This window comes from Alkalihalobacterium chitinilyticum (genome assembly GCF_029028005.1).
GTDB lineage: Bacteria > Bacillota > Bacilli > Bacillales > Bacillaceae_F > Alkalihalobacterium > Alkalihalobacterium chitinilyticum.
Genome location: NZ_JAOTPO010000010.1, coordinates 28,311 through 53,806, shown reverse-complemented (window position 1 = coordinate 53,806; position 25,496 = coordinate 28,311). Strand labels below are relative to the sequence as shown.

The 25,496-nt window shown below is 38.2% G+C and carries 20 protein-coding genes; 9 read left to right on the top strand and 11 right to left on the bottom strand.

The window, feature by feature from the left end; genetic code table 11:
- Positions 1-11: 11 nt before the first annotated feature.
- From N7Z68_RS14605 to N7Z68_RS14590, 4 genes are all read right to left on the bottom strand, one after another.
- The gene (locus N7Z68_RS14605; protein WP_275119226.1) at positions 12-512 is read right to left on the bottom strand and encodes a signal peptidase I; all 501 of its coding nucleotides are present in this window, start codon (positions 510-512) and stop codon (positions 12-14) included.
- A gap of 630 nt (positions 513-1,142) precedes the next feature.
- Positions 1,143-2,297, bottom strand: coding sequence for an HD-GYP domain-containing protein (locus N7Z68_RS14600; protein WP_275119225.1), 1,155 nt, complete (start codon positions 2,295-2,297; stop codon positions 1,143-1,145).
- A 12-nt stretch (positions 2,298-2,309) separates the two neighbouring features.
- Positions 2,310-2,942, bottom strand: a complete 633-nt coding sequence (locus tag N7Z68_RS14595; protein WP_275119224.1) for a response regulator — start codon at positions 2,940-2,942, stop codon at positions 2,310-2,312.
- A complete protein-coding gene (locus tag N7Z68_RS14590) occupies positions 2,935-4,494 on the bottom strand; it encodes an ATP-binding protein (RefSeq protein WP_275119223.1) in 1,560 nt (519 codons plus the stop codon). Before N7Z68_RS14590 ends, N7Z68_RS14595 begins: the two co-directional genes overlap by 8 nt.
- A 493-nt stretch (positions 4,495-4,987) precedes the next feature.
- Here N7Z68_RS14590 and N7Z68_RS14585 point away from each other — a divergent pair, with 493 nt between their 5' ends.
- Entirely contained in the window at positions 4,988-7,105 is a 2,118-nt protein-coding gene (locus N7Z68_RS14585) for a S8 family serine peptidase (protein WP_275119222.1), read from the top strand.
- An 86-nt stretch (positions 7,106-7,191) separates the two neighbouring features.
- Here the strand turns inward: N7Z68_RS14585 and N7Z68_RS14580 are convergent, their stop codons facing one another.
- Entirely contained in the window at positions 7,192-9,321 is a 2,130-nt protein-coding gene (locus tag N7Z68_RS14580; RefSeq protein ID WP_275119221.1) for a sensor domain-containing protein, read from the bottom strand.
- Between the two features lie 464 nt (positions 9,322-9,785).
- Between N7Z68_RS14580 and N7Z68_RS14575 the strand changes: the two genes are divergently transcribed.
- The 6 genes from N7Z68_RS14575 to N7Z68_RS14550 all read left to right on the top strand — a co-directional run bounded on the left by N7Z68_RS14575 (position 9,786) and on the right by N7Z68_RS14550 (position 14,573).
- Positions 9,786-11,246 (top strand): alkaline phosphatase PhoX, encoded by a 1,461-nt coding sequence (locus N7Z68_RS14575; protein WP_275119220.1) that lies wholly within the window; start codon positions 9,786-9,788, stop codon positions 11,244-11,246.
- A 43-nt stretch (positions 11,247-11,289) separates the two neighbouring features.
- Positions 11,290-11,523 carry a twin-arginine translocase TatA/TatE family subunit gene (locus tag N7Z68_RS14570; RefSeq protein ID WP_275119219.1) on the top strand — a complete coding sequence of 78 codons (234 nt, stop codon included), beginning with the start codon at positions 11,290-11,292 and terminating at the stop codon, positions 11,521-11,523.
- Between the two features lie 458 nt (positions 11,524-11,981).
- Positions 11,982-13,304 carry an alkaline phosphatase PhoX gene (locus tag N7Z68_RS14565; RefSeq protein ID WP_275119218.1) on the top strand — a complete coding sequence of 441 codons (1,323 nt, stop codon included), beginning with the start codon at positions 11,982-11,984 and terminating at the stop codon, positions 13,302-13,304.
- A gap of 35 nt (positions 13,305-13,339) precedes the next feature.
- Positions 13,340-13,549 carry a twin-arginine translocase TatA/TatE family subunit gene (locus N7Z68_RS14560; protein WP_275119217.1) on the top strand — a complete coding sequence of 70 codons (210 nt, stop codon included), beginning with the start codon at positions 13,340-13,342 and terminating at the stop codon, positions 13,547-13,549.
- A gap of 77 nt (positions 13,550-13,626) precedes the next feature.
- Entirely contained in the window at positions 13,627-14,364 is a 738-nt protein-coding gene (gene tatC, locus N7Z68_RS14555; RefSeq protein WP_275119216.1) for a twin-arginine translocase subunit TatC, read from the top strand.
- Positions 14,365-14,381: 17 nt separating this feature from the next.
- Complete coding sequence (locus N7Z68_RS14550) at positions 14,382-14,573, top strand: hypothetical protein (protein WP_275119215.1); 192 nt, start codon at positions 14,382-14,384, stop codon at positions 14,571-14,573.
- 118 nt (positions 14,574-14,691) lie between these two features.
- On the opposite strand, the gene N7Z68_RS14545 is transcribed toward N7Z68_RS14550, so the two are convergent.
- The 4 genes from N7Z68_RS14545 to N7Z68_RS14530 form a co-directional block, all read right to left on the bottom strand.
- Positions 14,692-14,886: a twin-arginine translocase TatA/TatE family subunit gene (locus tag N7Z68_RS14545; protein ID WP_275119214.1), complete on the bottom strand. Its 195-nt coding sequence runs from the start codon at positions 14,884-14,886 to the stop codon at positions 14,692-14,694.
- A 17-nt stretch (positions 14,887-14,903) separates the two neighbouring features.
- Positions 14,904-16,547 (bottom strand): PhoX family protein, encoded by a 1,644-nt coding sequence (locus tag N7Z68_RS14540; RefSeq protein WP_275119213.1) that lies wholly within the window; start codon positions 16,545-16,547, stop codon positions 14,904-14,906.
- Positions 16,548-16,924: 377 nt separating this feature from the next.
- Complete coding sequence (locus N7Z68_RS14535; protein ID WP_275119212.1) at positions 16,925-18,955, bottom strand: ABC transporter ATP-binding protein; 2,031 nt, start codon at positions 18,953-18,955, stop codon at positions 16,925-16,927.
- Positions 18,956-20,704 carry an ABC transporter ATP-binding protein gene (locus N7Z68_RS14530; protein ID WP_275119211.1) on the bottom strand — a complete coding sequence of 583 codons (1,749 nt, stop codon included), beginning with the start codon at positions 20,702-20,704 and terminating at the stop codon, positions 18,956-18,958.
- A gap of 665 nt (positions 20,705-21,369) precedes the next feature.
- Here N7Z68_RS14530 and N7Z68_RS14525 point away from each other — a divergent pair.
- On the top strand, positions 21,370-21,513 hold the full coding sequence (locus tag N7Z68_RS14525) for a hypothetical protein (protein WP_275119349.1): 144 nt from the start codon (positions 21,370-21,372) through the stop codon (positions 21,511-21,513).
- 181 nt (positions 21,514-21,694) lie between these two features.
- On the top strand, positions 21,695-23,350 hold the full coding sequence (locus tag N7Z68_RS14520; protein WP_275119210.1) for a M20/M25/M40 family metallo-hydrolase: 1,656 nt from the start codon (positions 21,695-21,697) through the stop codon (positions 23,348-23,350).
- A gap of 37 nt (positions 23,351-23,387) precedes the next feature.
- Here N7Z68_RS14520 and N7Z68_RS14515 read toward each other — a convergent pair whose 3' ends face one another.
- Together N7Z68_RS14515 and N7Z68_RS14510 are read right to left on the bottom strand one after the other, a co-directional pair.
- The gene (locus N7Z68_RS14515) at positions 23,388-24,017 is read right to left on the bottom strand and encodes a hypothetical protein (protein WP_275119209.1); all 630 of its coding nucleotides are present in this window, start codon (positions 24,015-24,017) and stop codon (positions 23,388-23,390) included.
- Between the two features lie 9 nt (positions 24,018-24,026).
- The gene (locus N7Z68_RS14510) at positions 24,027-25,205 is read right to left on the bottom strand and encodes a ParM/StbA family protein (protein WP_275119208.1); all 1,179 of its coding nucleotides are present in this window, start codon (positions 25,203-25,205) and stop codon (positions 24,027-24,029) included.
- Positions 25,206-25,496: the final 291 nt, after the last annotated feature.

Here is a 25,496-nt window from a genome sequence, read left to right as displayed (position 1 = left end):
ATTTTTAATTTTTAATTAGACTTGTCTGTAGATGGGAATAACCTTCTGAAAATTTCAATTACTGCTACCAGGACTAGAGGGGTTATGACAAAGACGATAATCCCTAGCGGTGAAGCAATAAATGAAGAGATCTTTCCGAAACTCGGAATGGTAAATTGGTGAACACCTAAGATCGATGACATATGTACCAACTCACTATCTGGGTATACGTTGTTATCACCCTGAGTTTCAAAGTATTCACCTTGTGCGTCGATCACTCTGTGTGTGACTAAGTTTTGGTCAGCACGAAATGTTATGACATCACCTTCCTGAATAATTTCCTTCTCTTTAATGATGATCATGTCACTTGCTTTAAACTCTGGCATCATACTGTTCGATAGAACGATCAGTGGTTGATAACCGAAGATTGGATTGTGACTTTTATCATCACTCAGTATATGGAGCATCCAGGCTCCACCAATAAAGAGTAAGACAATCGTTGTGAAAAGAAACCCTAGTATTTTCTGAACCATATTTACTTCCTCCGAATTCTTCTTCGCGAATTCTGCTGTTGTTCGCTCGCTGTTTACATTTACTATCATATTAGATTTCTAGATAACTAGGTATCATGCACCAGGTTGAAACTCGCTATCTATGAGGTGGAGATTTTTTCTCATACTTCAGTATGAGATCCTACATACTTTTGTCACAATAAAGACTCTATATGCTTTTCGCTACTGTGGAGGGATCCTAACGCTCATCTAAGCAAACATCAAAGTATAATCATTCGTTTCTCCATAGAAAAAAGGAACTCACTAGTTCACTAGATTGAGTTCCTTTTTAACAATAGCTTTTTATGCAGTTTTGATAGAAAGTAGCGAATGATATACGGCGGCTGCTCGGAATTGGCGACCGCCTTTTGATAGGTCATATCATGTTGACAATATGGACATCCCCAATGACCTTCTGAGTAACTGCTATATGATTTTTGCTGACAATGACTACATGTTTTGTGATACATGTGATCTCTCCTATATGATGTTTGCTTTCATCATATCAGAGCCTTCAATAACTCTACATCAACATTGAGGACGATTACCTTCAATAGTGGGGATGATTTTATATCATACTGAAGAATGAGGATCCCCTCATTTTTTTCGATATCAACTAATATTTCGATCCTTATGCTCGATCTTCTCATCAGTTATAGAGGTAACTAAAGCAGCAACGATGTCGGCACTAAATATCTCACCGCTCATTTCCTCAATTTCCGAGAAGGCTTCTTCTAATGAAAACTCGTCTCTATATACCCTCGGCTTCGTCATCGCTAGGAAGGTCTCAACGATTCCGAGTATTTGTGCTAGTACTGAGATGTCTCTTTCTTTTAATCCATACGGATATCCGGAGCCATCAATTCGTTCGTGGTGATTTAAAAAGGCAGTCCGTATCCTTTCAAATGCTTGAAAGTTTCCTAGAAGCTTTGCACCAAGCAAACAATGTTCTTGAACAATTTTAAATTCGTAACTCGTCAGTTTGTCACCCTTTTCAAATAAATAATCTGGCCACTGAACGCGACTGACGTAATGAGCTAATGCAAGAAGCTCAACTTCCCAATCTTCTATTCGCTCTTCTGGAAAATGAGCAGCCATTTTTTTCATTAATTGAGAAGACTGATCAATTTCACTGCGCGATGTCTGTGTCTTGGTTTCAACGATAGGAACTAATGTGTTCAATACATACACGACGTGCTCTTTACTTTGTATCTCTGTATCATTAATCGTTAACTTTTTTACAAGCGTTAAATGCTTAACCATCAGATAACCAAAGACAAGACTCCCAAGTCCGAACAGAAATCGACTTACTATCATCATCATATTTTCAACAACTAAATTCATATAAAGCGTAGGATCCATTAGTAGAAATAGAGAGTAAAAAACAAGGAACAAAGCTCCCCAAACGCGAAACACTTTCTCATTTTCTAATAAACCTAAAATGATAGGGAAATACAATAAGTATACCCACATCTCGATATAATTCAATGGATTATATAACGTCACAAAAAAGAATAAAAGAAAAATAGTGCCTGCTGTTATATGCTGTAGTAAACTCGTATTTTTATTAAATTGCCTATGCAAGCAATAAAAAGCCCAATGAAAAAGGGAACAGAATGCAAAGCCGATCAACATCGACAACGATGTATCACTTCTAGTAAAGACATAGAGGACAAGGCTGAAAATAACACCAAGTGTCATAAGACTTGTTAAGCCAAGTAAAATATGGTCTCCTCTAACTTTTAGCTCACGAGTTAAAAAACTCACATAACGTCCCCCTTATAGTTGAACTTCTAATAAATTATGTTTAATGGCATATAGTACAGCTTGAGAACGATTCGGTTGTCCCGTTTTTCTTAATATACTGCTTACGTGTGTTTTCACAGTTGCCTCTGAAATGAATAATTTCGCTGCAATTTCCTGGTTACTTAAATTATCAACAATGCTATGGAATATTTCCTTTTCTCTTTGCGTGAGATTTAATATGTTTTTAGTGTCTTTATGATCTAATGCTCTTTTTGCATTCACTTTCGGTTGAAAGCATGTGATGCCCATGAGTACCATCTGAATGGTATTTAAAATTTGTTCTGGAGGCGTGTCTTTCATAATATAGCCATCCACTTCTGCATCTATAGCATTATAGATATCCTCACTATCATCATAGGCTGTCAAAACCATGACTTTTACATTGGGGTTATTTTCTTTTATAGCTGGGCAGTGATCAATAATAGATCTTCCTGGCATTTTCAAGTCAGATAACACCAAGTCAGGTTGTAAGTCGATTGCTTTAGTAAGCAATTCATCACCATTACTTGCTTCGCCGACAATGGTGTAATCTCCATGACTTCCAATAATTAATTTCAATCCATCTCGGACGATTTGATGATCATCAGCTAAAAGTATCTTATACATAGGCTTGTATTCTCCCCCTCGGTATAATGGCTACAATTTCCGTTCCTTCTCCTAGAGTTGAACGTACAAATAAGTTTCCTCCTACACTATCCACTCGTTCATGAATTCCAATCATACCGTAGCTTTTTTTCGTTGATTGACTCACTTTTTGTTCCATACCTTTTCCATTATCTGTTATTTTTACTGTCCACTGGACCATTGTTGCTTCAATTGTTACGGTGACCTTGGTCGGTGTAGCATGTTTTAAACTATTATTAACACACTCTTCAATTAACCGATAAATAACTTCTTCAATGTCGACAGTTTCTTCATTGACATGCCCTTTTACGATGAGCTCGACTTCTATACCTGTCGTTTTTTTCACTCGAGTTAACAATTGATCAATGGCGTCTAGAATATTTGATATTCTATGTTCATCTCTTAAATATGAAATATAGTTACGTACTTCTAAATGGCATTGCTTCACTTGATCTTCCATTTTACAAATTAGATCATTCATATTATCTTGATTGCCTTGTTTTAGGGTATTCTTCACTTGAAATAATTGAGCAGACAAAAAGAACAGTTGTTGCGCTAATCCATCATGCATGTCCTGTGCCATTTTTTTTCGAACCGTTTCTTTCATCGCACTTTCTACTTCTTGCTGAAGCTTAATATGCTTGTTTTGGCTTACTATACTAGCTGCAATGATATGTAAGTAAATATAGAAAAACGGTTTAATAGCACTCTTCTCTTTTATAGGAATTATTATTGCTCCTGTATTTTTCTCATCCCCCAAATTTGAGAGTGGAAAAAAGAAAAAGTTTTGCGACTTACCCAAGTAATCTTGTATAGTGATAACTGATTTTCGCTTATATCGGTCATAGTGTTGATCAATTAATACCCTCGTATAGTAACTAACACTCCAATCATCATTGACAAACGTATCAAACCAGCAAATATAAACTTGTTCTATTTTAAAAACAGACTTGATCACTTTTTCTGTGGCCATATTCAATTCACTGATCGCAGTCACCATATTTAGTCGTTGGATAAATCTCGCAACTTGTCCCCACCTTTTGTTGGTTTCTCTTATCGTTTTTAATAAAAAATAAAAAATAAGATAGATCAAGTACACTGAGACGGCCTTTAATAGAAAATGATGTTGACCAGTCCATTCTATTCCTCCAGAAGAATAAAATAATCCAAACCAAATGAACAACGTGGTTAGCACATAAAATACAGTGTAACTATAAACGGACTTTTCTCTTAAAAAAGTACTAAACCAAAGCAAAGATAGAAAAGTATATAATATGAAGGGGTTATTAGCCCCTCCTAAAATAATTAAAATACTAATACTTAAGAACAAATCAAACACTGCCAGCCAAATCCAATACTTTTGCTTCAACGAATAGAAAAATAGCAGTACCCAAACTAAATTAATAAAAATAAAAATGAAGAAGCTAGAGATAATAATAGATTCTGTTTTACCATAAAGTAAAAATAGTATAAACAGCACTACCCACCTAAATCCAAGTATAATTTTCTGTAAATACATTAGTGCAAATGACATGTTAATCTCCTTAGTTATACCTACAATAGTAGTAGAAACAACTTTCATTTTAGAGCAGTTACCATAAAGTTACAACGACTATTCCTGTCGAAATTTGTAATATACGGTAATTAGTTTTTAATAGACAGATTGATTTGCCTCTGCTTTTTTTCCTTAATAAACAAAAATTAAACTCCAGTATTTACCACAGTTATATGATCATATTCCTATCTTTCTACTTCTCTATCATTTCATGTTCCACCTACTACTTAATTACTCTCCATTATTTCGTAACTCGAAACTTTAGGAATGGGAAATTAATCCCGTTTCGACCGATTTTTGCAGTTTTTTATGCTAATATATAAAATTTTCACTCTATTAAATCGATCTTTTATACCAAGATTTATAACCTACTTTATATTAATATACTAACTACCGTGACTTTTTAGAAAATTCATTCTCCTATACAGAGCTGGATTTTCACAAACTATTATTATTTAAGGAGAGGATTTTATTGTTTCAACGCAGCAAAAATTCCTTTAAAGGAATTATCTTTTCACTCGTATTCTTATTAGCGTTCTCATCGTTTGCTGGTTTTGCTGGAGCAAACGCAAAACAAAATTCAGTACAGGTTTATGGAGAGTTTAATTTCTCTTCATCTGACAAAGTTTCAGTTATCGTTGAGATGAATGAGCCTTCAATCATTGAGGCGAAACATAAAGGCCAAAAGCAATCCAAGCAAAACTTAAAAAAAGTACGTGACAATGTAACAGCTCACGTACAAAGAGCTGCAAAAAGCGCAGACGTTAACCATGAATATGATTACGTATTCTCTGGTTTTTCAGTAGAATTAAAGGAAAGTGACATTCCAAATCTTTTAACAGTTCCTGGTGTAAAGGCTGTATACCCTAACGTTGAATATTTTGTTGATACAGTTGGTGAAGGTATCGCAATCGAAGCGTCAGAGGTTTCTCCTGAAATGATGGAGAGTGCCCCATTTATTGGTTCTGATTTAGCATGGAAGGCAGGTTACACTGGTGAAGGCATTACAGTAGCTATTCTTGACACTGGTGTCGACTACACTCACCCTGACTTAGCTCACGCATTTGGTGACTATAAAGGATGGGACTTTGTTGATAACAACGATGACCCACAAGAAACAGCTCCTGGTGACCCTCGCGGTGGTTCAACAAATCATGGTACGCACGTAGCTGGTACCGTTGCTGCTAAAGGAGAGGATATTAAAGGTGTGGCTCCAGATGCTACATTACTTTCATATCGTGTATTAGGTCCTGGTGGACGTGGAACAACTGAAGGTGTTATTGCAGGTATTGAAAGAGCGGTACAAGATGGTGCCGATATTATGAACTTATCACTAGGAAACTCTACGAACGATCCAGATTTTGCAACAAGTCTTGCACTAGATTGGGCGATGGCAGAAGGTGTTGTAGCCGTTACTTCTAACGGTAACAGCGGTCCAAGCAACTGGACAGTTGGTTCTCCTGGTACATCTCGTGAAGCGATTTCTGTTGGTGCTACACAGCTTCCTTATGATTTATATAGTTCAGAACTATTTACTTCAGAAGGTGTAAAATATCCATCTGCAAAAGTGATGGGCTTCCCTGAGCTAGAAGACTTACTATCACTTAATGACGAAGAATTTGAATTTGTTAATGTAGGCTTAGGTTATGCAGAGAACTTTGCAGGTAAAGACGTTGAAGGTAAAATTGCATTAATTAGCCGTGGTGAGTTTGCATTCGTAGATAAAGCGACAAATGCTAAAGCTGCTGGTGCAATTGGTGTAATCATGTACAACCATCTTCCAGGTGAAATGCCAGATGTTTCTGGATTAGCATTACCAACTATTAAATTAGATGATGTAGATGGACAGAAAATTGTTAAAGAACTTAATGCTGGTAATAACACAGTTTCATTCGATATCGCATTTGCTCGTGAAGTCGGCGAAACAATGGCAAACTTCTCTTCTCGTGGTCCAGTTATGGATACATGGATGATCAAACCTGACGTTTCAGCTCCTGGTGTAGCAATTGTAAGTCCAATACCGACTCATAACCCAGATAGTCCACATGGATATGCATCACTACAAGGGACAAGCATGGCTGCTCCACACGTAGCGGGTGCTGCAGCACTTATTTTACAAGCGAATCCGAACTGGAGCGTAGACTTTGTCAAAGCTTCTCTTATGAATACAGCTGAAAACCTTTATGACATTAACGGTAATTTATATCCTCACAACTCTCAAGGGGCTGGAAGTATTCGTGTCGTTGATGCAATTAATGCAAAAACTTTGGTTACGCCTGGTAGCCACTCATTCGGTGTATTCTTAAATGGTGAAGAAACGGAAGTAAGATCTCAACAATTTACAATTAATAACCTATCAAATGAACGTAACCGCTATTCATTTGATGTGAAATTTAAAGAAAAAGGTGTTAAAGTAACAACAAGCCGAAATCTTGTCGTACAACCTAACCGTTCACAAGATGTAAACTTCAATGTACATGTGGATGCTAATCTAGCACCTGGATACTACGAAGGAACAATTACAGTAAGTAACGGAAAAGAAACTTACGAAGTTCCAACCATTCTATTTGTTGGCGATCCACGTCCATAATTAAATAGAAAGACATAAAAGGATCAGAGAATAACAACTCTCTGATCCTTTTTATAGTATCTAAATTTGCACTTAGTCTAAAATTTTCATCCCGTGTTCTTCTTAATATAATCTAAAATTAACTCTTCCCCCATCGGCTTCCCAACAAAATACCCCTGTGCAGCGTCACATTGCTTTAACTTAAGAAACCTTAACTGCTCTTCATTTTCAACACCTTCGGCCACAACCCCTAATCCTAAACCATGAGCAAGAGAAATAATGGCTGCTGCAATGGCTTGATTGGCTTCATTCTCGTGTGCATCGTTAATAAAAGAACGGTCGATCTTTAACGTATCAATTGGAAACTGATTTAAATAGCTTAAAGACGAGAATCCTGTGCCGAAATCATCAATAGAGATGGAAACCCCTAATTCTTTTAACTGCTGCAGCATATACGCTGCCTGTTTTGGTTCTTTCATCACCGTACTTTCGGTTAATTCCAATTCTAGAGCGTCTGGATTGAGACCTGTCTCTACTATTATTTTTGCAATTAGTTCAGTAAGGTCATGCTTTTGAAACTGTTGCGCAGATAAATTAACACTGACCGTTAAAGGATAACCTGCGTCGTGCCACATCTTGCATTGTTTACATGCCTCACGTAGAACCCACTCTCCCATTGGAATAATTAGGCCTGTCTCTTCTGCTAATTCAATAAACTGACCGGGATATATGAGCTTACTGTCTTCTGGCTGCCAACGGATAAGTGCTTCCATTCCATAGACAGCACTCGTTTTTATGTTCAGCTTCGGCTGGTAATGAAGAATAAACTCGTTATTTTCTAATGCTTGCCTCAAGGATATTTCCATTTCCATTCGCTTCTTTGCACTTTCCTTCATGACCTTATTAAAAAAACGAAAGCTGTTTCTACCCTGCTCTTTAGAACGATACATCGCAATGTCTGCATTTTGAATTAATGTATGGATGTCCTCACCGTGGCCAGGAACGATGCTAATTCCTATACTCGTTGATACTTTAAAATTTTGCCCTTCAATAAAAAACGGCTCCTCCATCGCTTTCATGATTTTCTCACACACCGTAACAGCTTCTCTATGATCCTTTAAGTTAGGAAGAATAATAATAAACTCATCTCCCCCTAGTCTCGCCAGCGTATCATTTTCACCAATGGAATAATGTAAACGTTTTGCGACTTGCTGCAACAAAAGGTCACCGGCTTGATGCCCTAAACTATCATTAATCACCTTAAAGTGATCTAAATCTAGCAATAAGAAGGCCAGTTTCTCGTCCTGTCTTCGTTCCTTCGTTAAATAACTCTTAATATAGGTATGAATATACCAGCGGTTAGGAAGTCCAGTGAGGGGATCATGGTAAGCCATGTGTTCTATTTGTTTTTCTACTTTTTTACGATCACTAATATCCCTGCTTAATCCTAAGTATAATGTACGATCTCCAATATGTACTAACCCTACATTCGTATCAGCGGGAAAAACAGATCCGTCTTTCCGCAACATTTCGTGTTCATAATTATAGGTTTTTAATTGAGCTACTTTTTCATAGACATCTGCTAATCCATCAGCCGATAAAGAGACGATATCTTTAATTGATAAATTCAACAGTTCTTCCCTAGAATAGCCTAAGTGGTTACACGCAGCGGTATTCACGTCTATTATTTTACCCTCACTATTACTTAGAAAAAAGCTGTCTGCTGCTTGGTCCACTAATTTTCTAAAAAGCTCTTCGCTTTCTTTTAACTTTTTTTCAGCCTTCACCCGGTCCGTTATGTCGAGTGCAAACCCAAGAAGATACTCTTTTTTTATTTCATCTTCTATCGAAATAATCGTTTTCCCTGTATAAACATAGCCTTCTTGACCTAGGAAATCAGTCATTACTTCTTTTGTAAACAGCTGCTTCGTCTCCCACACGTGTAAATCATCTTGGCGAACTTTTTCAGCAATGGGCTTCGTAAAAAAATCAAACACCGTCTTCCCAACTAACTCTTCACTTGTTAACCCATTACAATCACAAGCTTGCTTATTGGCAAAAACCGTTCTTCCTTCATAATCTTCTAAAAAAATATTAATCGGTAGTGCATCAAGAATTTTTGTATTCAATTTTTCTTCCGTACGTAATTGAAGTAAAAGTTCAGCCTCTCTTTTTTCCAGCTCTTCTATCCGCTTATTCAACTCAACTTCTCTCGGTGACTGCATCCCCGTATCCATTCCTGTCACTCCCTGCGGCTTATATTCTTAAAGAAACTATTAAATCTGCTACTTATCTATTAGTAAGAAAAACCTATCCTTAAAAATTTCTATATATATCTATTTTATAGCATACAAAAATTAAACATTCTGTTATAACACCATTTATTTACCATTCTACTATAAAAATTTAACATAAACTCAATATTATCGATTGGTGTTCTTGTCTTTTTTAAGGCAAAAGTTGTAGTTGCACTTTATATGTTCTCTCATACAATAACAAATACTCCTATTAACTACCCCAATACACTCCAAAAGTACCACCAGCAATTGATTTCTACTTTTAAAAACCACTCTATAGAATTATTTTCCAACATTAACAATATAGAAACAGTTTTTAAATAATTCTTTAATACTCGTTTGCTAGATTTTCCTTAGAACAACTTCTATGTTTTGCAACCTATTAAAATTAGGGAGGCATATTAATGGTAAACAGTGGTATGAACAGGAGAGACTTTTTGAAAGTTGGAGGAATGAGTACGCTTGCATTAACACTAGGTACAACGGGTGTAATGTCTTTAGCAGATCAAACAAAGGCATTAGCATCAACAGCAGATCCAACAAAAGGCAGAGGCTGGGGTGGATACGGCCCTCTATTAAAAGACCCGAATGGAATTATTGACCTGCCAGAAGGATTTAATTACAAAATCATATCTACAACTGGAACAGCCATGGTAAATCCAAGTGGTGATTTAGTTCCTGGTTTACCTGATGGAATGGCTGCTTATCAAGGTCCAAAAAAGAACACGACTATCCTTGTTCGTAACCATGAGTGTGGTACAAACCACCAATTCCCTGTAAACGGTAAAAACCCTTGGAGCAAAGGTGCAGCTGGTGGAACGACTGCACTTGTCGTTGGCCCAAATCGTGAAGTCATTGATGAGTACGTAACCAACTCAGGGAACATTCGTAACTGCGCGGGTGGTGCATCGACTTGGGGTACATGGTTAACGTGTGAAGAAACACGTAACCTCGGGCATGGGTTTGTATTTGAAGTAAACCCTCTTGATCCTGAAAATGAAATGTCAAAAACACCAATTCGTGATATGGGATACTTCTCTCATGAAGCATGTAGTGTCGATCCAGCTACTGGCATTTGGTACTTAACAGAGGATAGTGAACCTTCCTTCTTCTATCGATTTACACCTCACGACCGCAGCCAAAAATTAGGTTCCCTTCAAAAGGGCGGAATTCTTGAAGCTGCTGCACTTGATGAGCTTCCTGGTAATATGGCAAGTACATTTGCACCTGGACAAAAAGTAGGTATTGTATGGAAACAAGTAAATCCAGAACGTGCAAAAGAAGATGCTAGAGATCTCGGTTGCATTCGTTTTACACGACTTGAAGGTTCTTGGTTTGGAGGCGGGGCATTCTGGTTTGATGATACTAGCGCACGTTCAGAAACTGCACCTGCTCGTCACGGCCGTGTTTACCGTTACTTCCCAGCCACTAATACATTAGAGCTATTCTTTGAATCCAATGATATGAATGATTTACGTCGTCCAGATAATGTAACGATCACACCTTGGGGAGATCTTTGGATTGCGGAAGATGGCAACCCACTTGGAGATCGTATCATCGGTTTAACTCCAGAAGCTAATGTGTATACATTTGCTCAAAACTTCATCGATGAATTTGCTGGTGTTTGTTTCTCTCCTGATGGCAGAACAATGTTTGTCAATATTCAAAATAAGCCTGGTATGACCCTTGCGATTTGGGGACCATTTGCTAGAAGAAATAGCGCTAAACAATTTGCGATGAGCCATGCAGCTCCTCCAGCCGGGTTTGCTCCACAGCTTTCGGATAAAGTTTTAGCCTATGCAGAAAGAGAAGGAATGTCTCCATTAGCTGCAGCTGTATTAGATCGCCATGGGGTCACTTTATAATTGAGTCATTAAGTGTCAGCTACCCATTTAAGGAGGTTCATCTATGTTATCAAACATTGGTATTCCAGGTCTTATTCTTGTCCTTGTCATCGCGTTAATTATTTTTGGCCCTTCTAAACTACCTGAAATTGGAAAAGCATTTGGAAGTACTTTAAAAGAGTTTAAGAAAGCAACGAATGAATTAGTTAATAGTGATAGTAATGAAAAAAGCAACACAGAAGAAAAAACAACACTCCAAGCTGTCGAACAGACGAATAGTAGTAAAACAGGAAGTTAATTACATGGTGGAAAGATGTAAGTAGGTACTGGCTATCGCTTACATCTTTCTTTCTCCTTAAGTAAACAGCCGTCATTCCCCAGATCGTATCACCCGCACTCGTTATTCAATCTACTAAACTGGAACAACTCGTATTTTATCTAAGTTTACAAATAATTAATAAAAATTAACAAAGAATTTAGAACATGCCTTTCTTTTTTCTTCAAATACGATACAAAAGACCTGAACATATATCCCTCTTATCTTGAAAACAGTATGACCTTCAGTTTTAAAACTTTCAATTAGTACAGAAGTATTCTAGTAGACTTGATGTTTTACAAAAAAAGTAGTTCCTTGGTATTAAATCCTTATTTTTACATATTAAACACAGACTATACATAAACCATTAACACTTCTCTGCTAAATTTTTAATAGAGTTTCTTAACATATCAGGCTTTTAAAACAAGGGAGGTACATAGATGGACAATAAACAAATGAATAGACGTGATTTTCTACGAGTAAGTGGAATAAGTACAATTGCCTTAACTTTAGGTACAACAGGATTTTTTTCTCTTAGTGGACAAGCTAAAACGATCCCCCAGGGACGTGCTAATAAGCCTACGAGTGGGTTTGGCGGATACGGTCCATTAGTAAAAGATCCAAACGGGATTCTCGATCTCCCACAAGGGTTTCAATATAAGATCATCTCTCAAACAGGAGATAAACTCTCCAATGGCGCTCCTATTCCTGGCGCAATGGATGGAATGGCAGCCTTCCAAGGAAAGCACAATACAACTGTTCTAGTTCGAAACCATGAGCAAGCATTAGATGCTAAGTACCCCGTTTACGGCAGTAACCCGTTTAATAGTATGGTAGCTGGTGGAACGACTGCTCTTGTTGTAGGGCCTGATCGAGAAGTTGTTAAGGAGTATGTAACGAATTCTGGAACTGCAGTTAACTGTGCAGGAGGTCCATCTACATGGGGAACTTGGTTAACCTGTGAGGAAGTTGCATACAACGACGGTTTGATGGAGCATGGTTTTGTGTTTGAAGTAGACCCAACCGATCCAGAAAACCAAATGTCTAAAACACCGATAAGAGATATGGGCTTCTTTTCACACGAAGCTTGCAGTGTCGACCCAGCTACTGGCATTTGGTATTTAACAGAAGACGCTCGGCCTATCAGCTTTCTTTACCGCTTCACGCCAAATGACAGAAGCCAAAAATTAGGATCGTTGCAGAAAGGCGGAAAGCTCGAAGCGGCAGCTATCGATGAACTGCCTCACTCAGCTGCAAGTCAATTTATTAATGGTCAAAAGTTTGGCATCGTTTGGAAGGAAGTAAATCCAGAAGACGCTCATCAATCTGCCTTAAACCAAGGCTGTATTCAGTTTAGACGTCTCGAAGGCGCTTGTTTTTCGGCTGGTGTTTTCTGGTTTGACGATACAACTGCACGCCGTGTTTATCGTTACTTCCCGTCGACAAATACGTTAGAGCTTTTTTATGAGTCTTCTGACGCTAACGACTTGAAATCTCCGGACAATATAACCATCACTCCATGGGGAGACCTTTGGATTGCTGAAGATGGAAGCGGTCACGACCGTGTAATTGGCTTAACACCTGAAGGAAATGTTTATCCTTTTGCTCGCAGAAACGCAGCTAGACAAGTTGTGATGGGTCATGCTGCACCTCCTGCTCATTATGCGCCAAAGATCTCAAACAATGTAGCCGACTTTGCTGAACAAAATGGAATATCTCCATTAGCAGCAGCAGTATTAGATCGTCACGGTGTAAATATCTAAACCTTAAATATTTTAATAAACGGAGGTTGTTTTTTATGTTAGCCAATATCGGAATTCCAGGATTAATTCTCGTATTAGTCATTGCCCTTATTATTTTTGGGCCTTCTAAGTTACCTGAGATCGGAAAAGCATTTGGAAGTACCCTTAAAGAGTTTAAGAAAGCCACAAATGAATTAGTCAATGATGATCATGAAGTCAAATCTGAAGAAAAAACTAGACTTCAAGCTGTTGAACAAAAAAAGTAAATCAATACGTAAACATAGGGTGGTGCAGGTAAGTTTTATCTACCTACACCTCTTTTCTCGAGAAAGAAGGGCTCTAGATGGAAAAAGAAGAAATGCAGCTCGTTGATCATTTAACCGAGTTAAGAAAAAGAATTATTGTAACATTCGTCATTTTTTTCATGGCACTCATTGGTGCTTTTGTCTTCGTACAAGACATTTATCAGTACCTTGTCAAAGATTTGGACGGAAAATTAGCTTTATTAGGTCCTGGTGATATCCTTTGGGTTTATATGATGCTGGCAGCTGTTGTTGCGATTGCTGTGACCATACCAGTTGCAGCCTATCAAGTATGGAAGTTTATCAAGCCAGCTTTAAAAAAGGAAGAACAACGAGCGACTCTCATGTTTATTCCAGGGTTATTTTTCTTATTTATTGGCGGAATTTCATTTGGGTACTTTGTTCTCTTCCCACTCGTCCTTTCCTTCCTATTAAATATTGCGGGTGATCAATTTGAAACCTTTTTTACAGCAGAACGGTACTTTCAATTCATGCTCCACCTAACCTTACCATTCGGTTTTTTATTTGAAATGCCCGCTGTTGTTATGTTCCTTACGAAGTTAGGGATCGTTAATCCACAAAAGCTTGTTAAAGGAAGAAAGTTTGCTTATTTCATTCTCATTGTTGTGTCTGTATTAATAACACCACCGGATTTTATATCAGATGTTCTAGTTATTATTCCTTTATTAGTTTTGTATGAGATTAGTATTACCTTAAGTAAGATCGTCTACAGAAAAAGTAAAGTGATATCTACTGAAACTGAAGCAGCTTCTAGTTAAAGAGGAGGAGTATTCCAATGGTATCGGTTTGTCCTAGACACGTAAAAGAAGGTTTAGATGTTCTAGATGTCCCGCACGTGTATAAAATAGACCAAAAGAATGACGAGAAGAAAAAAACGTGTAAGTGTCAGTTTTGTCATTTAAGTGCAGATTATAAGCTAGATAGTTTTTCCTCTTACCAAAAGCAACAAAAATCCATTGATAAATAGTATAATAACGAAACGGCCTTAAATGCGTATTTAAGGCTTTTTGTTTACCTGTAAAGTGTTCAGACATAATAAAAAGATGTCGATAAGATCAACTTACCGACACCTTTCCCATTTTAATTTATACTGCTTTTTCTTTTTTCGGTTCTTCTGTTTTGCTTGGCTCATCACTCATAATTTCACTTGTAGAACGCTTAAATTCACGTAAAGTTTGCCCGAAAGCTCGTCCAATCTCAGGGAGTTTCGACGGTCCAAAAATGATTAGAGCAATGACTAGTACTAAAATAAGACCTGGTATTCCGATGTTCTGTAACATATCATATCACTCCTTTCTTAAAATCCTTTAATCGCAACAACTGCAGGTCTAGGCATTGTATCCCCCGGGCGGTGTGGCCACATACTTGTAGGATTGTTAATATCTCTTGTTTGTTCACCTGGATGTTGAACAGATAAGAACAATGTTTTCTGGTTAGGCGTCCACCAAGGCCCTGTCAGTTCCGATTCAACTGGACCAGAAGCAAATTGGAAGGCTTGTCCCTTCTTGTCACCAGTCGTAGGGATAACAAACATTCCGTTATTTTTGAAAGGTTCATAGGCCCCTTTGTTTAACGAACTTGTTGATATATCAGTGACTGTCCAAAGGTTCCCGTGACGGTCGAAGTCTAGGTTATCTGGAGCACTGAACCCGCTTTGCGTTCCACCAACAGCAAAAATTTCAAACGAGAATTCCAGTGAACCGAGGTCATCATTTTTCTCAAAGAAACGTGTAATGTGACCATGGAAGTTACCTCTATTTGAGTTGTTAGTATGGGCAATAAAGATTGTGTTATCTATCGGACTAATTTCAATATCTTCTGGTCGATCTGTTGGAGTTGCCCCAAGTAAGATCGCTGCATCGTGTGCATTTACAAGCACATCTGCTTGAGTTTGGAACTTGTTTAATAACGCACTCTCATTATCTTTACCTTTAGCTGCTTCACGAACATTCTCAATCGTTAAAGCCACCCATTTTCCAGCTGCCATATCGGCTGCATATAGTGTGCCATCCTCAAGTAATTTAGAGTTTTCTTTTCCTTTAGCTTCGTTATATTTGCCTTTACTAATATATTTGTAGACACAAGCATCTCTCTTATCGTCACCAGAATACACCACTACACGACGATCCTTTGATAGACCCATCGCACAGTTTTCATGATGGAAACGACCTAATGCAGTATGCTTGCGAGGCTTGAAGTATTTATCGTCTTTATCAAATGGATCAACTTCAACTACCCAGCCATAGTGTGTCGTATCAAGTCCTGCGGTGCCAGCTGTTCTTTCCCAGTTTTCTTCACATGATAAAACGGTGCCCCAAAGCGTTGCTCCACCTGAACAGTTAGCAAATGTTCCTTGCACTGTCGTTGCCCCATTTACAGCGGCAGTCCCTCTTGCCGGTCCTACCATTTCAAACGGAGCTAGTCCAGAAATTCGGCGAGCATATTTAGATGTTGTATCCATCTTCCACTCTTTCGTTTTAGGGTCTTGATACACTTCAATAATTGCTAATCCTTGATTGTATAACAATGATTCAATCTGTTTTGGAGAATAGCCTTTTGAAACGTCGCCCTCAACAAACAATGGATTCGTATACTCGTGGTTTACAAGAAGAAGGCCTCGTTGACTTCCTTGGATTGGTAAATACATTGTAAAGTCACAGTTAAATCCGAATGTATCTCCCCTTTGATTGATGACATCTCCATATGCTGCAACGACATTGTATGTATATCCGTCTGGAAGAACAATCTCGTCCATTGTTGTCGGTGCAATTGGCTCAAAGTCAATTCTTGATGCACGATTTTCATATCCAAATAAACTGCTTCTTCCTTTATCTGCAGCCGAAACCTTCGGTGCTAGTGCTCCTAAACCTGTAGAAGCAACTGTTAATGCGGTCATCCCCGTACCTACATAGGTTAAAAACTTTCTACGACTTACATCCATTTTTCTACACCTCTTGATAAAATTTTTATGTCCCAACGAAATAAATAATATATAAACAGTGTTAAGAAAATTTGGTTAAAGTGTAAGTAATTTATTGAGAGAATGTAAGGATTGTAAATTTATGGAATATTAGTACTGTGTCTTTTTTCCTTATTCCAATTCTCTTTTTCAATCTTTACTAGTTTTGAGCAAAAAGACATCCTTTTACGTAGTTCCTATTGTTCAAGCCCAACATAAGAAAACTAGTGCTTGTTAACTTTTTGCATTGGGTATTGTGAACGTTAAGGTGTAAACTACACTCGTAATTCCTGTCCCTTTATATAAAGCTTGGATCCTACTAAAAACAACCAAACCTCCGAAGAAGTTTGGCTCTACTTTTATACAGCTTGCGATACCTTTTTACCTTGTTGCAGTTGATGCATTTGATAATACTTGCCTTTTCGTTGCAATAGCTCGTCGTGTGTTCCTCGTTCGACGATTTCACCGCGGTCTAATACGAGAATTTGATCTGCATTTCGAATCGTTGACAGCCTATGTGCAATAATGAAAGTCGTTCTTCCTTTTTTTACTACATTTAATGCATGTTGGATCATCGCTTCTGTTTCTGTATCAATATTTGCCGTCGCCTCATCTAAAATTAAAATCGCTGGGTCATAAGCTAATGCCCTTGCAAATGAGATCAATTGACGTTGTCCCGCTGATAGAGTGCTTCCTTTTTCTAGTACCGGTTCATCGTATTGCTGTGGTAGTTTTTCAATAAACCTGGTTGCACCAACGTCTTGTAACGCTTTTTTCACTTGTTCTTCAGTAATATTAGGATCATCTAAGCTGACGTTCGAAGCAATCGTTCCTGAAAATAAGAATGGATCTTGCAAAACTATTCCCATGTGCTTTCGCAGTTGCTGTCTTGGAATATCGTTTGCATTCATGCCGTCAATCGTAATTTTGCCTCGATTGATATCATAGTACCTAAACAGGAGATTAATGATCGAGCTTTTCCCAGACCCCGTATGCCCAACTAATGCAACGGTCTCTCCTTTATTGGCTGAAAACGAAATGTTTTTTAAAACATCATGCTCCCCGTCATAAGAGAAAGATACGTCCTCAAAACGTACATTTCCTTCATAACGCGGAATTTCGCCTTCATTCACAACTTCTCCCGTTTCATCAAGAAGTTCAAACACTCGTACAGACGCAACCCGTGCTTGTTCTAATTGAGCGAGTTGATTGACAATGTCAGTAACCGGTTGAAACAGGCGGTTTAAATAGTCAACAAAGGCATACAACATACCAATGGAGATGACTCCTGCCATTCCAATCGACTGCCCGCCAAAATACCAAATCAGAACAACAAAGGCGATATTACGAAGTACAAACACTAAGTTATGCGACGTCATTGCATTTAAACTTAACAGCTTGTTTTGATACGTAAAATGCTCCTCATTTAACTTCTCAAACTCTTTCGCCGTTTGTTCTTTTCGGCGAAAAGCACGAATGATTGGCATACCTTGAATCGATTCATTAATCATTCCGTTAATGTCGCTTACTCTTGATCTAATGAGATGATTATACTTTGAAGCGAATTTGCGGTACAAGATCATCCAAAGAACAATAACTGGTACGAGAAGCAACGTAATCATCGCTAATCTCGAATCTAGTAGGAATAAAGCAATAAATATCCCTGTCATATAGATTGCACTTGTAAAAAAGGTGGCTAACACTTTCACATAAAGTTCCCGAATCGCTTCTGTATCATTTGTTACACGTGAAACAATTTTCCCTGCTGGCCGATTATCAAAGTACGTAATTGGCAGACGCTGAATATGCTCGAACACGTCTGTACGCATCTTTTGAATGATTCGGTTCGCCGCTGTTTGAAGCATTAACGCCTTACCGTATTGGAAAAACGCTGCAATAATGAGCAACACCACATAAAAAGATAAGAGCATCACCATCGGCTTAATTTCAGGTTGATAAAAGGCAATAATCTGTTGCTGGCTAAGCTTTTCAACTTCAAAGCTTGCTGTCTCTGTTCCTTGCGTTACGGTTAGCGTGTTGCCTTCAACTGTTCGACTTCCATTGAAAGGCAAATGCTCTGAAACGACGTAAAAAGAACGTCCAGCTTGAACAATTTGCATTTCGTTACCTGTCTGCTGTTCTGGTACTGCATGAATGCTGCGTGTATAGTAACCGCCGTTATACCAGACCGTTCGATCACTTTCCACCGTAACCTCAACCCATGGACTTTCAATTCCTAGCATATGGTCATCTATCATTTTCTTAGCAATAAACGGACCGGTTAATTCCGCTGCAACAGCAATGGTCAGCATGGCTAGTGCGATAAAAATTGTCTTTTTATAAAGCATTGCGTATTGAAAAAGGCGCTTTCCTGTTGTTTGTTGTTTCATTTAACTCACCTCACCGTATGAATCAGCTTGCTGGCGGTCATATTGTTCTTTATACCAGCCATTTTGTTGCAGAAGCTGATCGTGTGTGCCTTCTTCAACAATTTGTCCTTCGTCCATAACAACAATCCAATCTGCATGCTGTACGGCTGAAAGGCGATGTGCCGTAATGAATGTAGTCTTTCCTGCACGCTCGCGTCGAATATTTTCAATAATTTTTGCCTCGGTTTTGCCATCAACCGCTGACATCGCATCGTCCAAGATCAGGATTTCAGGGTTTTTAATTAACGCTCTTGCTATCGAAATTCGTTGTTTTTGTCCACCTGAAAGAGCTACTCCTTTTTCTCCGACTAACGTATCGAGGCCCTTTGGCAGGGCCATTAAGTCTTTTTCAAACGCAGCTAATTCCAGTGCTTGATCAATCTCCGTTTCGCTCACTTCTGCCTTTCCAAACTGAAGATTTTCACGGATCGTACGTGAAAAAAGAATTTGTTCTTGCGGTACATATCCGACCCAAGAGTGTACCGTATCGAGCTGCACTTTTTGAAGCGGGAAATTGTCAATATGAAGATCACCTTGACCAACCGGATACTCTCGCAGAAGCTGTTTCAGTAACGTCGTCTTACCGCTTCCTGTTTTTCCGACAACTCCTATGGTCTCGCCTCTATCAACAAATAATGAAATGTCTTTCAAGTTATCTGCCGCTGAAGACGGATAACGAAACGAGTACTGAGAGAAGGAGATGGTACCAGGTACCTTAAGGTCTGTCGGTTCAGCATCATCTTGAACGTCCGCTTCGTAGTCCAGAGTCTCATTGACTCGGTCTAATGAGGCGTTTCCTCTTTGCAGGACATTAATCAGTTCACCTACAGCAAACATCGGCCAAATTAACATTCCTAAATACACATTAAAGGAAATTAATTCCCCGAGCGTTATCGTCTGATGGAACACTAGATACGCTCCATATCCTAGTCCAATGACGTAACTAATACCGACGAGAATTTTTACAGTCGGCTCAAATAACGCATCGATTTTTGCTACCGCAATATTTTTGTTATACACATCTTCGGTCATGTCGTTAAAACGCTTTTCATCTGCCTTTTCTTGAACATACGCACGAATGACTCGAACACCTGAAACGGATTCCAGAACATTATCATTCAAGTTCCCAAATGAGTCTTGGGCAATCGTAAAACGTTGATGAATAAGCTTTCCGAAATAGTTGATCGCCAGGGCCATGAACGGCAACGGCAACAATGCAGCAAGTGTCAGCTGCCAGCTGATCGTAAAGCCCATGACGCCAATAATAATGATCATAAAGATCGTTGAATCGACTAACGTCAAAATTCCAAACCCTGCCGTCATTGAAATGGCTTTTAAGTCATTAGTAGCTCTCGCCATTAAGTCACCGGTACGGTTTTTCTCATAAAAGGTTGGCGTCATTTTTAGAAGATGAGCCATAAAGCGTGTTCTCATAATTCGTTCAATTAAATAAGCGCCACCAAATAATTGGTACATCCACACATACGTAATGATGTAGCTGACAACGATGAGTCCGCCGTAAAATACGAGTAGTTCAACAAGTCGCTCGGTTGTCATTTGTCCGAAGTGTATATCATCAATCGCCATCCCAATAAGTTTAGGTGGAATGACATCTAAAAAACTTACAATAATTAATAATGTAATTGCGACAGTATATCGCTTCCAATATTGTTTAAAAAACCAGCCTAATTTCCACAGGACTGAAAACATAATCTACGTTCCTCCTCAGTTGCTCAATTCATAAAAGATCGTTAGCCGCTATCTATCAACCCCCACCCAATCATTTGAATAACCATCTTTTTCAGCATGTTAAAAACTCCCTTTCAACTTATTTATTTATTGAAACGAGCATGAAACCGCCCGGAACAACCACAACATACGAAACCTCAGCACTAACAATGTAGCGCATTCAGCTTTAGTGTAATTAAACAGATCACTTATTCCATCAGAGACAGGAACGAAATCAAACTACATCCTTGGATGGAAACTGTAATTACATCTCTGCAACTTTAGTGTTGCATGTACTAAAGCGCAAAAAAGGCACCATGCTTGGGCGCACGGTGCCTAAAAAAGACATAAAAATAACGTACGTCACTTTGATTGTGACCTACGGCTGAATTAGAGTATACGCGTACAACAATAGACGCAGCTTACACTCGGTCCTTATGGCGGGTCACAAGTACATTTGAAGTTGTGTTTCGTGTCAATTGGAACTGCTTCATGTCGTAACCCTCCTTTTCAATGTATATTTGCTTTATTAGTGTATATTTTTCCAATAATTGTGTCAACAAGATTTTGAAAACTTCTTATTTTTCGGCAAAATAATATTATTTTTTTAGTAAAGACTACAACTAACAAAAATGAGGAGGTCCATGATGAATAAACGGAAAACAACGATTGCTGGTACCGATATTGAAGAGGTGAAACGGGCCAATGCTCAGTCTGGATTAACTTACAATCAGGTCAAAGAGTTGCTGGCTAAACAACAGGGGACATTCACGAAACATAATCAAAACTAACTATTGCAACCGTTTCTGCTTTGAGGAGGCGGTTGCTTTTTTTATTTTTCAACCATTTTATTTTTATCAATAGTTATTTGTCTAAGATGTTGCAAAAAAGTACCTCGAGAAGCGAAATAATCGTTATAATATTATTGTATAATTATATTAATACATTAATAAAGTAAAGGAGTTCTCACTTATGCTACATTGTCGTGATGACGTGTTATTTTTAACAAAGCAACTTGTGAATATAGAAAGCATTGTCAATTCAGATGGCGAAAAAGAAATCAGCCAGGCTATTTATATGTTATTATCTTCCTTCCCTTATTTTATTGAAAAGCCTAAACAGATCATTAAGCAGCAAACTATCGCTGATGAACAAGAGCGCTACAATATACTGGCGTTCGTTAAAGGAACAAAAAACAAAAGTGATAAAACAGTTATATTAATGGGCCATATGGATACGGTTGGTATTGACGACTATAATCATTTAAAAGATAAGGCGTGCCAACCTGCAGAACTAATGGAGGCGTTAAAACAAGAGAAGCTCCCAGCTGCCGTCGAAGATCATTTAAATTCGGGTGACTACTTATTTGGCAGAGGCGTCCTCGATATGAAGAGCGGGGTTGCAAGTCATCTTTATTTATTAAAATACTATTCTGAGCACCCTGAGGAATTGGAGGGCAATCTTCTTGTGGTCATTGAGTGTGATGAGGAAGACGGTTCTCACGGAATCTTATCGGCTTTAAAAGAGTTAAAGCATTTAAAAGAAGAGCACGGATTTGATTATACAGCAGCGATTAATGCAGACTTTGTCTCTCCTCGTTATGAAGGTGATGAAAACCGCTATATTTATAAAGGTACCGTTGGGAAATTACTGCCGTCGTTTTTTATAACTGGAGCTGAAACACATGTGGGTTCATGCTTTGAAGGAATTGATCCCAATTTTATTGCAGCTGAATTAACAAAGCAAATTAGTTATAATCCAGATTTATGTAATGAAGCGTTTGGAGAAACGACTGTACCGCCTGTTTCGTTAAAACAAACCGATTTAAAGCCAACCTACACCGTTCAAACGGCCTTATCGGCATACGTCTATTACAATTTCTTTATTCACTCCTGGTCCCCGAAAGAAGTGTTAGAAAAGTTAAAAGACCAAGCTGAAATTGCGTTTACGAATGCATTAACGGAGTTTAATAAAAAGTATAAGCAATTTAGTCTAGCAAGCGGACAGCCGTATATGGATATTCCGTGGAAAGCTAGAGTGTTAACTTATGAAGAAATGAACCAGTTGCTTATTGAGGAAAATGGCACTGATTATATTGACCATATGACTCAATTTAAAGAACAACTGTTATTAGATAAAGAACTAGATACAAGGATGTATGCTGCAAGGGTCGTTGAAGAAGCATGGAAATGGATGGGTGACCGAAGCCCAGCGATTATTCTTTTCTACTCTTCTTTATATTCACCTCGAATTGAAGTCACGGGGAAAGATGAAAAAGAGGAAAACTTAATTGCTTCGCTTGAGCAAGCCATTTCTGATATTCAACCGCATTATGAATATCCGATTGCAACCAAAAACTTTTTCCCTTATATATCAGATATGAGCTTTGTCGCTTTAAGTGATGATGAAGCTGGCATTCAAGCGGTTTCGAGTAATAATCCAAGCTGGGGGACAAAGCATTATGTAAACTATCAGGATATAAGGGATATTAATGTACCCGTCATTAACATAGGGCCCTACGGCTTCGATGCACATAAGCAGTTCGAACGAATGGAATTGAAATACTCACTTGAAGTCGTCCCGAACTTAACGAACAACGTCATTCAAAACTTGCTGAGCAAAGCGTAAACAAATAGGTAGCAGGAACCTGCTACCTATTTGTTTATTATTTATTCATTTGGGCGAGGAAGCCGCCGAGCAGGTCTTCGATGTCTTCTTCTTTTTCTTCAGGTTCTTCAGCAGAAGCAACAATTTCTTGCTTCGCCTCGTTCCAATTGAAGTTTTCTAAGTCATCATCGAAGTCGATATCCTTTGATTCTTCAACTTCTTCCTCAATATCTTCTAGGTTTTGGTCTTCCAATGGACTTTCCATACTAGCGGTCACCTTCTGCTCGACTTCAGGCTCTTCACTTTCAACTTCTTGTAAATAAAGAGCCTCATCAATATCTAGTGAATTACTATTTAAAGCAGCTAAAATGGATGTCGCACGAACTGGATCGCTTAGTAATTGGTAGACAATCGTTCCTAATAATGCTTCGGAATGAGAATGCTTCAGCCAGTTTCGTTGTTCTTTACTTAACGGCTTTGGAAGCGGAATCGTTAGTGTTTCTCTTTCTTTTACTAACGATTGATTGACACCTTCCAAAGCAAACTGAGCAATTTTACTAGAGAAGTTTCTACGCTCAGTTTCTTTTAATTTCTGGAGTTGCTTAATAATATGATCAGGTGTGTCCGAAGGAAGGCGAAACGTTATCGCCTGTCCTCGTTGTATTTCCGTTGTCCCCTTTTTCTTCATCGGATCACCCTATTTTTCTACGGTTTGTTTTTGTGCCACTTTCGTTTCCTTGCTATTTTTTCTTACAAAATCTGAAACTAGCTTATAATACGCATTCGCCATCATCCAGATACTTTCTTTTTCATCTTCAAAGAATTCAATATTGTACCCGTCTAGGTTGTTATTTAGTGTTTTAATATATTCCTTTAACACCATTGCTCCACCACCAACAAAATAGCAGATCTCCGTTTGCGAGTTCTTTTGCCATACATTACGAAGGTGACGGTATTGTTTCTTTGCTAACTCTAAAAGAATACGGTCCGTTATATCGTGAACGCTTGTCCGGCTTCCCTTTACCATAATATGGTTACGGTCGTTCTTTCTCGTAATAATTTCTACGACATCACGGCGACTATCAAGTTCAACGCCGTGCTTCGAACGAATTTCTTCACGGATCGCCTCTAATGACTCAGAAACACCAATATTAAAGCCTTGTGCCTTATCATCGTCAACGTTTCTGTTTTTAATAACAGCCACGTCGGTTGATAAGCCGCCGATGTCTTGTATTAAGATCCGCTTATCAATTAGGTCTCTATTAATAATGTTTAAATCTTTATCCATAACTAAATTAATATAAGCAGCAAAGCCTTCTGGGTAAACCTTCACTTCGTCAAACTTAATATTAACTTTTAAACCTTGATACTTTGGTGTTACAAGAAATTCAACTTGATGAACTGATCCTAATAGTTGCGAACGATAGCCTACATCTTTACCTTCTTTTACTTCTCGAAGTGGTAAACCTGTTCCTAGAGTGTAATTAGCATCAATTACATTCTTAGTGTTATTAGGAGATTTAGCAGTTTCGATCCCAACTGCATCTAATGCTAACGTAGTAAACAGCATAACTAACGTTTGATCTTCTTCGGATTTACTGCTTCCTGGATCAAGTTCGTTTGCATTGTCACTTTTCGTTGCTAAATTCCCTACACGATAAATAACATTGTTTTCGTTCAGAGCAGGGGAGTGGATACGGATATGAATTCCGTCTAGTGGATCCTTTTCATTTAATTCTTCAATTCCAATAACAGGTCGATCTTCTGTATCTCTAGCAATTACGTTTGGTATGTACAACTCTGATTCATATTTTCCGAAAATCGCCTTCACACAATCATTACCAACATCAATCGCAGCTATTCGAGAAACACTCATTCTATCATCCTTCCAAGATAAGGTATTTAAACTAGTATCCTTACATTATTTTAAGGGTATCAAACAATTGCTAGAAAGGTCAATAATGCATAAGTTGCGTTCATTTGTATACATGAATACATTCCTGTGTACAAATACACTTATTTTGTATACAACATATACAAAGTTGTATACATACCATTATACAGCCATGTGTACGTGTTTGTATTCATGTACACATTAAAGTAAACACTAAGTATACTTATTGTTTACTTGTGTACGTTATTGTGTACATTGGTTTATTTTCGCTTT